Genomic DNA, 13,065 nt, shown 5'->3' on the forward strand with positions numbered 1-13,065 from the left:
TCCACTGGTCAGTGCGATACGCACCGCATCTTGGCGGAATTCGTCCGTCCGTTTCAGTCCCATAGTCAGTCTCCTTTGTTGCAGTAAATGCTATCAAAGGAGCGGCATCAAACCGCGACAGGTCCAAAGCCCTCAGGCAAATGAAATTGGGCGTGGAGGAGGCATCAGCCTATCTTTGCCTTCTCACAAGCACAGATCAGAGCAACGTCACCTCAAGCGGCGGCTTCAACTCGATCATGAACTATTCCGGCCTTACACGATCTGAGGCCAAGAAAGCAGTTCGAAATCTCGCCAAGCATGGCCTGGTCGAGAACCTGCCTGTTGAGCGAGCACGGGCAAGGACAGTTCCTCGCCACCGCCTTCCTATCCATGACAATCGAAGTACGCTGGCGGCGAAAGAGCGTGAAGTTGTAGAGGCGCTTGGAGCGGGACAGCAACCCACAAATACGAGCATGATCAATGCGGCACAGCGGGCAGCATCTAAGGGCTACATTGAAAAACGGTCAGACGGCTGGCATATCATCGAACACACTAACAAGGTCGCATTCATCCCGAACAGCTTTGTCAGGGCCAAGGAGGGCCATTCCCCGCTTTATAGGCTCGTGAACAACGGCGAGCTAGGCCCTATCATGCTGGCGGCGGAATTGTATGAGCTTCAAAACCTCATGGATGATCGCGGCGTTCCGCCAGAGCTCATCAGGGGATACTTCAAATCTGCGGGCGAGAAGCGTGTGGGAATGTACAAACTGCACTACCTAGAGGATGGCCGCAGCTACCAAGATGAAAAAACGAAAGAAACAAATACCATTGTAATGGCACATCGTCATCGATGGCGAACTCTAGACCTCTGGGACTGCCTTCGCACTTTGGATGCGGCACACATCACAGAATGGGCGGTCTATAGCGCCAATGGCAAACCGCCCGGAGCTGATAGGCATGCCTTCAACCGCCCCCAGAGGCCGCTGGGTGTCTTGCGGAACGGGCGCCACGTCATCACGACGCCCGAAAGTCGCCCCGCCTTCTTAGCCTATCTTCTGTGGTGCCTGAAAAGTAAAGGTCGAGATCACCTGTCGCGGCCTTTGTCGGCCCTAATTGAAGAATGGCGCGACAAGTCGCCCGTGATCGCCATCGAGAATACCTCTGTTGCACATGTCGAGGGAATCAGCATTCTGCGGATGGTGAACAGGGCCGCAACTGAAAACACGTCAGTTTGGCACCGGGACTTGTGCCGAGAGTGCGAAAAAGCGTTTTTTTTTGCAGAGACCGTCGCCCGAGATATTTTTCCGCAAATATCTGATATCATGAAAGAAATTAGTAGATCGTCGATCCTGGAAGAAGCTATCTCAACTTAGCTCAATATCTGTTCAACGTATGTTCAACTCGTGATCAATTAGGGATCAAACTTAAAACCTCCTCCGCCGTACACCAACACATCAAATGAAAAGAAATGTCATGGGACTAGCTGAAAAGGTGGAGCGTGGCGTCGACTCTAAGGCCAAACCGGTTGAATGGGAGCAAATCTACAATCTCGCAAGACACACACAACGGCAAAACGCCTTACGAGACTCCCTAGGAAAAGCTATAGGCAATCAAACCAGTGCCCCGCTAGATCGATCAGGTCACACTTTGGCCCAAACCAAACCAAGTCAGGTTGAACCTGACTCGGACTACTGGATACGACCGAGCCTAGACAGATTGAGCGGTTGAACTTTGTATCACATTCCGTATCACATTTTCGGATTGCACGCCCCAATTTTCCCTTTATTATCAGCGTTTCAGAGATGAGTCTGGCGGAGGCGGTGTCCGCAAAACGTCTCTGTTTTTGTTACACAAATTGTATGCTTGTTCACCAACCCCACATACAACCCCACAAAAAAAATACAACATCATGCAACAAGTGACCTATGGTGAATGGCAGATGAAAGGTCCCTTGCGGATGATATCGAACAGGTTCCATTAACTTCTCGGCGACTGAAATGGGCCGCGAATATTTGCTCCGTCAGGTGGCCAGCTTTTGCTCCGCCGTAGACACTCATGCCATGTTCGCGGCAAAGTTCGGCCACCGGCACGCCGCCTCCGCCCTGGCGCAGGATCGCAAGGATCTGCGGCTCGTTAAACCTCGCCATCTTCATGAGAACCTCCTCTGGCATCTTGCTGAAGAAATTCTACGATCGCATCCTATTAGTTTTGGGGAGGGTTACCGCGGCACTGGACAGGCGCGGCTCTCTGCTTTGGGGAACGATCAAGCGAAGTGAGATCGAGGCGCAGGAAGCCCACGACCGATTCAGCCCAGATGCGACAGGCGAGGGCATGGGCGAGGCGGTTGTGCCTGTTGAGATCAAGCTCACCAAGCCTATGCGGTAATGCCTCTCATGTAAAACCAGATCAGAGCGGCACTTCATTGACTGACCGAGGAAAACTGGCGCAAGCTGCTAGGTTCCAGACCCATTGATTTCAGTCCGTTGCCGTGATTCAGGCTCCGCAAGGAGACCTGATCCATGAGCAATCTTTACTGGCTGACCGAGGCGCAGATTGAGCGCCTGAAACCGTTTTTCCCCAAGAGCCATGGCAAGCCTCGGGTTGATGATCGAAGGGTCCTGAGTGGCATAATCTTCATCAATCGCAATGGTTTGCGGTGGTGTGATGCGCCTTGGGAGTATGGTCCGGCCAAAACTCTCTACAACCGCTGGAAACGCTGGAGTGAAAATGGCGTCTTCGCCCGGATCATGGCGGGCCTGGCCGCCGAAGGCGCCGATCACAAGACCATCATGATCGACGCGACCTATTTGAAAGCGCACCGCACGGCCTCGAGCCTGCGGGTAAAAAAGGGGGGCGTGCTCGCCAAATCGGGCGCACGAAGGGCGGCATGAACACGAAGTTACATGCCGTCACTGATGCGAAGGGCCGCCCGATCCGGTTCTTCATGTCGGCCGGACAGGTGAGCGACTACACCGGCGCAGCGGCGCTGCTGAGTAGCCTGCCGAAGGCTGATTGGCTCTTGGGGGATCGTGGATACGATGCCGATTGGCTGCGAGAAGCGTTGAAAGACAAAGGGATAAAGGTTTGCATCCCCGGTCGAAAGTCACGCAAGAAAGCCGTGAAATATGACAAGCGACGGTACAAACGGCGCAACCGGATCGAGATCATGTTCGGCCGCCTAAAAGACTGGAGACGCGTCGCAACACGATACGACCGATGCCCCGAGACCTTCCTCTCCGCAATAGCTCTCGCAGCAACAATTCTCTTCTGGCTCTGAAACTCAATGAGTCTGGAGCCTAGCTGCACGCATTTTCATTTGACTAATTTGAAATCATGTTTGACGTCAGCGCCGACCGGACAGATTTAGGGGCTTGCGCAACGGAGATGCGGTTATCGGGCCGAGTCGTTGCGGTGGTTGTGGTGATTTGAGCTCAGAGGAGATGACCATGACCTATTTTGTCGTCCGGTCTCAGCTGCCGAGCAAAATGCACCAGGTGACTATGGTCCAAATTGACCCTTCCGGCGTCCCGGACCTTGCCACCCTCCAAGATCGCGACCTGGGCGAAGGATCGATGGACATCAAGACCAATGGTTCTCATCCTTGGCTCCATTTTTGCATCTGCAATCAAGAGAGCCGACAGGCTACACGACATCTACGGATCCGCGCTCGCAGCGCAACCGGGCAAGTCGAAGGGGCGGCCAGACAACAACCCGAGCTCTCAGCTCATCAGATACTTCGGCCTGCCCACCGTACGTGCTCCCAACACCCCAATCCCGGTGGCCGAAGGATAGTCTATCCCGCCGGGTCACAAAAAATGCCGATTGAGGCGCCGCGACCATTCATGCCAGATAACAATATCGTCGAACAGGACCACCGCCTAATAAAACGCCGCACGCGACCAAGTCTTGGCTTCAAGACCTTTGCGTCTGCCGTATCCGTGTTGGCTGGTATCGAGGTGGCAAACATGATCCGGAAGGGTCCGCTTACGCCGCACACCCCGCATGCCGGCAGCTTGCTCCCTTGGCCAAATAGGCCATCAGAAGAGCGAGCAATACCGCGCTTGGCAAGAAAATTCGCATCAGAAACCTGGTAGGCGCTGACGTCAGACACTGTCGCGTAAGCTTGTCCGCGACGGAGTGTAACCTGACATGGCGCGGGTTGATATTCGGCACACAGCGCTCACACGGCGTCCCGGATGAGCGGGCTGGTCGAGCAGTGGATTCCGCCCCCGTTTAGCTGAACCAAGTCGTAGTCAATCTCGATGATTCCGACACCATTGCTGTCGAGTGCTTCACGGGTCCGACCGGAAATGCCCTTGGGCATGATCACCCGGCCGGGGCTGACGGCGAGGCCGTTCACGATCCAGCTGTTATCGTCTTCGTTCATTTCGACCGTGCGAATGCCAAGTTCCTTCAACCTTTCTAGAAAGGTGAAGGGCAGCCCGCGTGCCCAGATCAGCGCCAAATCGACGTCAACCATCAGGAAATGCCCGTCAATGTGGATGTCATACCCGACAAGGTCGACAACGATGGTTTCGACACCCTGATAGCGCAGCACATCGGCAATCTGGGCGATACCGTCGTCATTCACCCGGATGCTGCGACCAATCACGGCGGTCTTGCGGTTCAGCCAGGCAAAACTGCCGCCTTCGGCCATCGATGTGCCGTTCAGCGTGCGCAAGATCGGCATGCCAGCCTTGGCCAGGGTCCGGGTCACCGGAAGTTCCTCGCCGTGCCGCATCCTGGGCGCCAGGCGCGTGACAATCGCGCCGCCCTTGACCGCGATGCAGGAATCCCGCGTGTAGATCGACTTGAACCGACCATTGCCAACGCCTTCCAGATAGATCACCTCAACGCCCTCGGCACGCAGCGTATCGGCGAGCGTGTCATGCTGTCTTTGCAACTCGGAAAGTTCCGGGATTTCGTCGCTTTGCCAGTACCAGCCGGTCTCCAGATCGCCGAATGTACCGGTCTCGGGAATGGTTTTTGAACGGTCGATGACCGAAAACTCGTCGCCGGGGCGGTGCATCAGAACCGTTCTGATTTGCCCGACATCATTGTCACAGCCCCATTCCCGCCCCCACAGCGCATTCATCCGCTCGGGCGTCTCGAAGGCCGGTTCGGGTGCTGATCCGAAATGCTTGATGGTGGCGGAGTAGAGGTCTTTGTTTTTCTGTTTCTGCATTTCAGCTCCGGGTTTTTGAGGGGCGTTTGAGGCAACGATTCGACCGCTTCGGGAAGGTTAAGTCTTGTGAAAAATTCCATGAAACGATTTTATTTCCTTTTATAATTGAGATATTCTCAAATAACGGCGCGTGAAGCAGATCGAGGTCTTGGATGAACATGCACCCCCCCCTTAACGCGCTGAAGGCTTTCGAGGCGGCAGGGCGACATTTGAGCATTTCGCGCGGCGCAGAAGAGCTGTTTGTAACCCCCGGTGCGGTCAGCAAGCAGGTGAAAGCCCTTGAAAGCCATCTGGCAACGGCGCTGATCAAGCGCACCCGCGACGGCATAGTTCTGACCGCAGAGGGGCAGGAATTGCTGGGACGGCTGACCGCTTCTTTCGCTGGGCTCGACGGCGCGGTCCGCGGTGTACGGCAAGGCAAGGTCGCCGGTCAGGTCAGGATTATCTGCATGCCGGCCTTTGCGTCGCACTGGCTGATCCCGAATCTCAGCCCGTTCCTTGCGCGCTATCCCGATATCGGCCTGACCGTCGTGCCGACCGGCTCGGCTGAAGACTTTCGTGCCAGCGACGGCGACGCCGCCATTCTCTTTGGCCGCCCGAAATGGCCGGGAATGCATGTCGAACTCTTGAAACAGGCAGAGTTTTTTCCGGTGTGCAGCCCGATAGTTCTGAACCGGGCGGGCGGCATCCCAAAGATTTCCGATCTTGCAGATCATGTGTTTCTGGAAGGCAGTTCCGGCTCACACTGGCAGGAATGGTTCGTGCGAAATGGCGTCGAATATCCACTGCAGTCGCAGCGACTGCGGTTTCAGGATTTCAACCACATCCTCGCCGCAGCCCGCGCCGGGTTGGGTTTTGCCATGGGCGACAATGTGACAGCCGCCCCCGATCTGGCGGCCGGAACACTGGTCAGACCGTTCCGGCAACGGCTGCGTTTCAAGACCGACGCCTATTACATTGTGACCCCCACCGACGTCACCCTGAGCGCCCCGGCCAGAGTCTTTCTTGGCTGGCTGAAAGCGGCGGTCACTGAAGAGTGACGTGCCTGCGCCTGATGCGCGCTGTCTGCGGCTATTGCAAACCACATATTTCCGCCTTTCAGCGGCGATGAAATACTTCTGCTGGTGACCGGGTATTCTTCAAACCGACCGCAATTTGCCACATAATGCCGGGAGCGCGCCAGATGGATCAGACAACCGTTGTCCGCAAAGCAGACTGGATCATCGCCTGGGATGCCGCGCTTGGCGGACATGTCTATCTGCGCGGTGGCGACGTCACCTTTCGCGGCGACCGGATCGTGCAGGTTGGCGGACATTTCGAAGGCGCTGCGGACCGCGAGATCGCGGGTGCGGGCCTGTGCGTCATGCCGGGCCTGATCGATCTGCATTCGCACCCCTATTCGGAACCGATCAACAAAGGTTTCGCAATGGCCGAGGTCGCGGGCCAACGCGGTGAGCGGCTGTGGGTCAACGACCTTGTGGTCTTCCGCAAGACCGATGCCGATCGCCGTTTGTGCGCGGCGGTGGCTTATGCCGAAATGCTCGCCGGGGGCGTCACGACGGCCGTGGATATCTCCTACCCTTACGAAGGCTGGCTGGACGTGGCGGCGACAAGCGGGCTGCGCATCTGCCTTGCGCCCGCTTTTGCCGGCGGAAGCTGGGAACAGGATGACGCTTTCGGCATTCGCTATGCCTGGAAAGAGGATGACGGTCGCGCGGCATTCGCCCAGTCGCTTGCGGTGGTCGATGCCGCACTGGCCGATGCCTCGGGGCGGCTTTCGGGGATGGTAATGCCCGCCCAGGTCGATACCTGTTCGGAACCGCTTTTGCGCGACAGTTGGCATGCCGCGCAGGACCGGCATGTGCCCTGGCAAACCCATGCCGGGCAACTCATCAGCGAGTTTCAGGAAATCACCCGGCGCCACGGTATGACGCCGATCCGCTGGCTGGAATCGCTGGGGGTTCTCACGCCTGGGTCAATCCTGGCGCATTGTATTTTGCTTGACCATCACAGCCAACTTCGCTCTTGGGGGTCGCAGGGTGAACTTGAGCTGTTGGCCGGGACCGGCGCCGCCGTGGCGCATTGCCCGACGATTTTTGCCCGCCAGTCCGGCCTCGCGCTGGAGGATTTCGGCCGCTACCGTGCCCTTGGCATTCCGGTCGGGATCGGCACCGACACCTTTCCGCACAACATGCTTGAGGAAATGCGGCTTGCCATGCTGATCGCGCGGGTGACGAGTGCCCGTGTGGATGGCGCGAGCATTGCCGATGTGTTTAGCGCCGCCACCATCGATGCCGCCAGGGCACTGGGGCGCGATGACATAGGACGCGTTGCGGTGGGTGCCAAGGCCGATTTCGTGCTTCTGGACCTGAACCACCCGTCGATGCTGCCGATGAGCGATCCGTTGACGAGCCTTGTCCATCAGGCTGCCGACCGCGCGGTGCGGGATGTCTTCATCGATGGCAGACAGGTTGTGGCAGGTGGCAAGGTCTTGACGATAGACATCGCCGAAGCCACCTGGTCGTTGAACGTCGCGCGCGACGAAATGGCCCGTCGTGCGGTCGAAAACGACCGGAAACACCGGCCGCTGGACGTAATCGCGCCGCTGCCACTGCCGGTCCGCCATCAGCCGGTCGAGCAGCTTGCGGGTAACGGACGCGGGTGATCCATGTTGGCGGCACCTGAGGTAAAGCCACCTCAAAACAATTCCGGTTCAAAATCTGCTGCACCCGAGCCGCACACGACTGACAAGCACTTTTCCCAGAGACGTGAACGACCGAACCGGCAGGCCGGCGGTGGCTATTGCAAACACCATATGTCCGCGTCCCGAAGGCGGTGAAATACTGATCCAGCCCGAGGTGGTTTCACCGGTCAGGGCGCGATTTACCGCTCAAGGCGGGGGAGTATCAGGTGACCCGGACAACCGTTATCCGCAAGGCTGACTGGCTCATCGCCTGGGATGCCACTGTGGGTGGCCATGTCTATCTGCGCGCCGGTGATGTGGCGTTCCGCGGCGACCGGATTATCCATGTGGGCGGGCATTTCGATGGTGCCGCTGATCGCGAGATATCCGGCGAGAACCGCTGCGTCATGCCGGGCCTTATCAACCTGCATTCACATCCCTATTCCTCGCCGCTTAACAAGGGTTTTGCGACGAACGACGTCGCCGGACAGCTGGGCGAACGACTTTGGGTCAGTGACTTTGGCCTCTTTCAAAAGACCGATTCCGACCGTCGCCTGTGCGCCTCGGTTGCCTATGCAGAAATGCTTGCGGGCGGCGTCACCACAGCCGTCGATATTTCTTATCTCTATGAGGGCTGGCTGGAGGGCGCAGAGGCAAGCGGCCTTCGGCTTTACCTTGCACCAAGCTTCGCGGGCGGGGGCATGGAACAGGACGACGCATCCGGCGTTCGCTATGCCTGGAAGGAAGATGACGGTCGCGCGGCTTTCGCAGCGGCGCTTGCGGTCGTCGATGCCGCGTCGGCGAATGGCTCGGGCAGGCTTTCCGGTATGGTCATGCCGGCGCAGATCGATATCTGCTCTGGGGCGTTGTTGCGCGACAGCTGGCAGGCGGCACAGGACCGCAAGGTGCCGTGGCAGACCCACGCCGCACAACTCATTACCGAGTTTCAGGAAATCACCCGCCGCCACGGCATGACACCGATCCGCTGGATGCAGTCATTGGGAGTGCTGGCACCGGGGTCGATTGTGGCGCATTGCATTCTGCTTGATCATCATAGCCAGATGAGATCCTGGGGCGAGCGCGGCGAGCTGGAGCTTTTGGCCGACAGCGGTGCGGCGGTCGCGCATAACCCAACGGTCTTTGCCCGCCAGTCAGCCCTTGCGCTGGAAGACTTCGGTCGGTACCGCGCTCTTGGCATCCCGGTCGGGATCGGGACAGACACGTTCCCGCACAATCTGATCGAAGAAATGCGGCTTGCGATGCTCCTCGCGCGGGTGACGAGTGCGCGGGTCGAGGGGGCCAGCATCACGGATGTGTTCAACGCCGTCACCATTGACGCTGCCCAGGCGCTGCAGCGCGACGATATCGGGCGGCTTGCCGTCGGGGCAAAGGCCGACATCGTGCTTTTGGACCTGAACCATCCCTCAATGCTGCCGCTGTCCGATCCGCTGACGAGCCTCATTCATCAGGCCGCAGACCGGGCCGTGCGCGATGTTTTTGTGGACGGGCAGCAGGTGGTTGACGCGAGCGTGGTCCTGCCGATCGATGTCGGCGCGGCGTCTCGTGCCCTGAACAAGGCTCGCGACGGAATGGCCCGCCGCGCGGTCGGAAACGACCCGAAACACCGGCCCCTGCACGAAATCGCGCCCCTGCCGCTGCCGGTCCATTAGTGAAACGATAGGAATGCCGAATGCCAGATTTCGACCTTGTCATTCGCGGCGGCCATCTGGTCGGGACCGAGCGCGAAGGCATGGCTGATCTTGGCATCCGTGGCGGCAAAATCGTGGCGATCGGCGAGGGGCTGGCGCGCGGTGCGGATGAGATCGACGCAACCGGCCGTCTGGTCCTGCCCGGCGGCATCGACAGCCATTGCCATATCGAGCAGGTCACCTCGACAGGCCTGTGCACCTTCGACACATTCCGCTCTGCCACCCGCGCGGCGGCGGCGGGCGGCACCACCACTGTCATCCCCTTTGCCTGCCAGCGTCGCGGCCAGTCCCCGGCCGAGGTTCTGGCCGCCTATCGCAGGCTTGCCGACGGGCAGGCCGAGATCGACTATGCCTTTCACCTAATCCTGACCGACCCCGATGCTACAGCGCTGGCCAGCCTGCCCGTGCTGGCCGGTCAGGGCTATACATCGCTCAAGATCTACATGACGTACGAGGCCCTAAAGCTGGACGATCGCCAGATCCTCGATGTGCTCGACCTAGCCCGGCGCGAGGGGCTGATGGTGATGGTTCACGCCGAAGGGCATGACATGATCCGATGGCTGACCGAACGGCTGATTGCTTCGGGCCGCACCGCGCCGCGCTATCACACCGTCGCCCGCCATCCCTTGGCCGAACGCGAGGCAACCCATCGCGCGGTGACGCTGGCCGAGCTGATCGGCGCGCAGGTGCTGATCGTCCATGTCTCGGGCCGGGGCGCGCTGGACGAAATCGCCCGGGCCCGCGCCGCCGGCAAGGCCATTCATGCCGAGACCTGTCCGCAATATCTGCTCTTGACCGCCGCCGATCTGGACCGGCCCGGTTTCGAGGGGGCGAAATGCCTGTGCAGCCCGCCACCGCGCGATGCCGCCCAGCACGCGCGGGTCTGGCAGGCATTGGCGCGCGGCGAGATCGATGTCCTGTCGTCGGACCATTCCGCCTTTGCCTATAGCGGGCCAGATGGAAAGCAGGCCAACGGTTCTTCGGTGCCCTTTAACGAAATACCGCAGGGTGTGCCCGGCATAGAATTGCGGATGCCGCTGCTTTTCTCGGAAGGCGTGGTGCAGGGGCGGTTGTCGCTGCGCCGCTTCGTCCAACTGACCGCCGAGAACCACGCCCGGCTTTACGGGTTGTGGCCGCGAAAGGGTAGCATTGCCGTTGGCGCGGATGCGGATGTGGCGATCTGGAACCCGACGCTGATCCGACTAGTCACGCCGGCAATCCTGCACGACGGAATGGATTACACGCCCTACGAGGGGCGCGAGGTGACCGGCTGGCCGGAAACGGTGCTGAGCCGCGGCGTGCCGGTTTTTCGCGACGGATCGCCCGCGGCCCCTGCCGGGCACGGAACCTTCCTGCCCTGCGACCGGCCATTTCCGCGTGGCCGGGGCGACACCATTGACCGGCTGGTGGCCGAGATCTTTCCCGACGACGGAACGGGGGATGCGCGATGAACGAGGCGAGGCCGAAAGTGGTCGTGACAGGGGCAAGCGGCCTTTTGGGGCGGGCAACGATGCGCCTTCTGTCGCGTGACCACTGCGTGACAGGGATCGATCTCAGACCCGATGCCCCCGAGGTTCTGGCCTGCGACATCCGCGACACCGACCGGCTTGCAGCGCTGTTCAGGGGTGCCGACAGCGTGCTGCACCTTGCCGGGCAGGACAGCGCCGAAGGCGTCCCGTCCGAGCGTTTCTTCGATCTGAACAGTTTCGGCACCTGGTCGGTTTGTGAGGCCGCCGAACGGGCCGGGGTCGGGCGCATGGTCTATTGCAGCAGCGCCAGCGTCTATGGGCTGGACCATACCAACCCGGGCCTTTCCCCTGAACGTCTGCCAGTGGACGAAGATCACCCGACCAGCCCCAGCCAACCCTATGCGCTCAGCAAGCGGGCGGCAGAGGAAGCCATGGCGGCGCTGGCGCGGCGACAACCGCAAATGTCGGTCCTGACGCTTCGCCTCAGCGCAGTGATCTGTGCCGACGACATCACCGATTTGCGCCGTGATCTTGGTGAAACTCGGGCGTCCTGGAAAACAGAAAGCCTGGACGCCCCGAAGACCGGGCGTAACGACTACTGGGTGCCTCTGTTCCGGTCCTACATTGAGCTGACCGATGCGGCGACCGCCTTTGCGGCCGCACTGAAGGCAAACATGCCAGGTTATCAGGTTTTCAACATCTGCGCCGATGACACGCTGATTCCAGAGCCGACGCTTGGTTTTGTCCAACGGGTGTTGGGTGCGCTGCCACGCATCCACAATCCTCGGCGATATCAGTCGAACCCGCGCGCCGCCGTATTCTCCAACGCAAAGGCCAGGCGTGATCTGAGCTGGGTGCCACAGCAATGCTGGCGCGACATGACGCGCGCCGCCGACTGGCCGCCCGCCGAAAAATCAGGAGATAGCAATGTCTGAGCCCCGGATCGCTCTGGTCACTGGTGCCGCAAGTGGCATCGGTCTTGCGGTGGCCGACTGGCTGGCCCACGAGGGCTGCCGCGTGGTGCTGGCTGATCTAAGGTCGGCAAAGGACGCCTGCGCCGCGATCAACCAGCGACATGGTCAAAACCGTTCCGCGCCCTTCACCGCCGATATCTCGAACCCGGACGAGGTCGAGGCGTTGTTCGCCATGGTCGCCCGCGATTTCGGGCGGCTGGACATTCTGGTCAACAATGCCGGTGCGGTGCGCCGCGGTGCGCTGGACGCCTTGTCGCTGGACGACATTGACCTGATGCTGAACGTCAACCTGCGCGGCACGATCCTGTGTTCGCGCGCCGCATTGCCGCTGTTGCGGAGTGCACCGCGCGCAGCCATCGTCAACATTGCCTCGGAACTTGCATTGGTCGGCGCGCCCGACTTGCAGGTCTATTGCGCGACCAAGGGCGGTATCGTGCAGTTGACCCGCGCCATGGCGGTTGATCATGCGCCCGAGGGTATCCGCGTGAACTGCGTCTGCCCGGGCCCGGTCCTCACGCCCTTCATTCAAGCACGCATCGACGCCGATCCCGACCCTGCGGCCAAGCGCCAGGAGTATGCATCATCGACCCTGCTCGGTAGGATCGGCCTGCCCGAAGAAATTGCCGCTGTCGTCGGTTTTGTGGCATCGGACGAGGCTGCCTTCATGACCGGAGCTATTCTTGCGGTAGACGGCGGTGCAACGGCGATGTGAATAGCGAAAAGCCAGTAGACTTTCAAAAGACAAGGGGTGCACATTGTGCACCCCTTGCAGTTGGATCGCCAGGGAGAGATTTACTGCCCGCTCTTGAAACTCGTCCAGGCGCGGTTCAGTGTCCGCAGGAAATCGGGCGCGTAGGATTTGATCGGATAGAGCTTGTCGCGCATTTCCTGGGGAGGATAGGTCCCCGGATCGTTTCGGATATCTTCAGCGACAAGAGGCGTCGCCTCGGCATTCGCGTTGGCGTAGTAGACATAGTTCGTGACATCCGCGATCACCTTTTGATCGAGAATGTAGTTGATGAAGGTCAGGGCAGCTTCGGGGTTCGGCGCATCAACCGGAATGGCC

At 59.8% G+C, this 13,065-nt stretch carries 10 protein-coding genes and 2 pseudogenes; 10 read left to right on the forward strand and 2 right to left on the reverse strand.

From position 1 onward, the window contains the following. Positions 1-140 precede the first annotated feature (140 nt). From WBB85_RS11385 to WBB85_RS11400, 4 genes and pseudogenes are all read left to right on the forward strand, one after another. Positions 141-1,352, forward strand: a complete 1,212-nt coding sequence (locus WBB85_RS11385) for a hypothetical protein (RefSeq protein WP_432638732.1) — start codon at positions 141-143, stop codon at positions 1,350-1,352. A gap of 624 nt (positions 1,353-1,976) precedes the next feature. Continuing rightward, complete coding sequence (locus WBB85_RS11390; RefSeq protein ID WP_432638741.1) at positions 1,977-2,255, forward strand: hypothetical protein; 279 nt, start codon at positions 1,977-1,979, stop codon at positions 2,253-2,255. Positions 2,256-2,498: 243 nt separating this feature from the next. Beyond that, a protein-coding gene (locus tag WBB85_RS11395) for an IS5 family transposase (protein WP_432638733.1) occupies positions 2,499-3,256 on the forward strand; the annotation gives its coding sequence in 2 pieces (ribosomal slippage) (positions 2,499-2,820 and positions 2,820-3,256; 759 coding nt in all). A gap of 574 nt (positions 3,257-3,830) precedes the next feature. Beyond that, positions 3,831-3,971, forward strand: a pseudogene (locus WBB85_RS11400) (DDE-type integrase/transposase/recombinase); the annotation flags it as partial. Between the two features lie 188 nt (positions 3,972-4,159). Here the strand turns inward: WBB85_RS11400 and WBB85_RS11405 are convergent. After that, a complete protein-coding gene (locus WBB85_RS11405; RefSeq protein WP_432638734.1) occupies positions 4,160-5,164 on the reverse strand; it encodes a dimethylarginine dimethylaminohydrolase family protein in 1,005 nt (334 codons plus the stop codon). Between the two features lie 152 nt (positions 5,165-5,316). On the opposite strand from WBB85_RS11405, the gene WBB85_RS11410 reads away from it, so the two are divergent. From WBB85_RS11410 to WBB85_RS11435, 6 genes are all read left to right on the forward strand, one after another. Further along, entirely contained in the window at positions 5,317-6,204 is an 888-nt protein-coding gene (locus WBB85_RS11410) for a LysR substrate-binding domain-containing protein (RefSeq protein ID WP_432638735.1), read from the forward strand. 143 nt (positions 6,205-6,347) lie between these two features. Then, entirely contained in the window at positions 6,348-7,829 is a 1,482-nt protein-coding gene (locus WBB85_RS11415) for an amidohydrolase family protein (protein ID WP_432638736.1), read from the forward strand. A 245-nt stretch (positions 7,830-8,074) separates the two neighbouring features. Beyond that, complete coding sequence (locus WBB85_RS11420; protein ID WP_432638737.1) at positions 8,075-9,517, forward strand: amidohydrolase family protein; 1,443 nt, start codon at positions 8,075-8,077, stop codon at positions 9,515-9,517. 20 nt (positions 9,518-9,537) lie between these two features. Then, positions 9,538-11,007, forward strand: a complete 1,470-nt coding sequence (gene hydA / locus WBB85_RS11425) for a dihydropyrimidinase (protein WP_432638738.1) — start codon at positions 9,538-9,540, stop codon at positions 11,005-11,007. Next, the gene (locus tag WBB85_RS11430; protein WP_432638739.1) at positions 11,004-11,960 is read left to right on the forward strand and encodes an NAD-dependent epimerase/dehydratase family protein; all 957 of its coding nucleotides are present in this window, start codon (positions 11,004-11,006) and stop codon (positions 11,958-11,960) included. Before hydA ends, WBB85_RS11430 begins: the two co-directional genes overlap by 4 nt. Beyond that, positions 11,953-12,711, forward strand: a complete 759-nt coding sequence (locus WBB85_RS11435) for an SDR family NAD(P)-dependent oxidoreductase (protein ID WP_432638740.1) — start codon at positions 11,953-11,955, stop codon at positions 12,709-12,711. Before WBB85_RS11430 ends, WBB85_RS11435 begins: the two co-directional genes overlap by 8 nt. 80 nt (positions 12,712-12,791) lie before the next feature. Here the strand turns inward: WBB85_RS11435 and WBB85_RS11440 are convergent. Continuing rightward, a pseudogene (locus WBB85_RS11440) lies at positions 12,792-13,065 on the reverse strand (spermidine/putrescine ABC transporter substrate-binding protein PotF); the annotation flags it as partial.

Source organism: Albidovulum sp., assembly GCF_049646345.1.
GTDB lineage: Bacteria > Pseudomonadota > Alphaproteobacteria > Rhodobacterales > Rhodobacteraceae > Albidovulum.

Excerpts from the sequence above, each read along its gene's own strand:
- WBB85_RS11430 (WP_432638739.1), top strand. The coding sequence starts at position 11,004 with ATGAACGAGGCGAGGCCGAAAGTGGTCGTGACAGGGGCAAGCGGCCTT.
- WBB85_RS11405 (WP_432638734.1), bottom strand. The coding sequence starts at position 5,164 with ATGCAGAAACAGAAAAACAAAGACCTCTACTCCGCCACCATCAAGCAT.
- WBB85_RS11390 (WP_432638741.1), top strand. The coding sequence starts at position 1,977 with ATGGGCCGCGAATATTTGCTCCGTCAGGTGGCCAGCTTTTGCTCCGCC.
- WBB85_RS11435 (WP_432638740.1), top strand. The coding sequence starts at position 11,953 with ATGTCTGAGCCCCGGATCGCTCTGGTCACTGGTGCCGCAAGTGGCATC.
- WBB85_RS11415 (WP_432638736.1), top strand. The coding sequence starts at position 6,348 with ATGGATCAGACAACCGTTGTCCGCAAAGCAGACTGGATCATCGCCTGG.
- WBB85_RS11385 (WP_432638732.1), top strand. The coding sequence starts at position 141 with ATGAAATTGGGCGTGGAGGAGGCATCAGCCTATCTTTGCCTTCTCACA.
- hydA (WP_432638738.1), top strand. The coding sequence starts at position 9,538 with ATGCCAGATTTCGACCTTGTCATTCGCGGCGGCCATCTGGTCGGGACC.
- WBB85_RS11410 (WP_432638735.1), top strand. The coding sequence starts at position 5,317 with ATGAACATGCACCCCCCCCTTAACGCGCTGAAGGCTTTCGAGGCGGCA.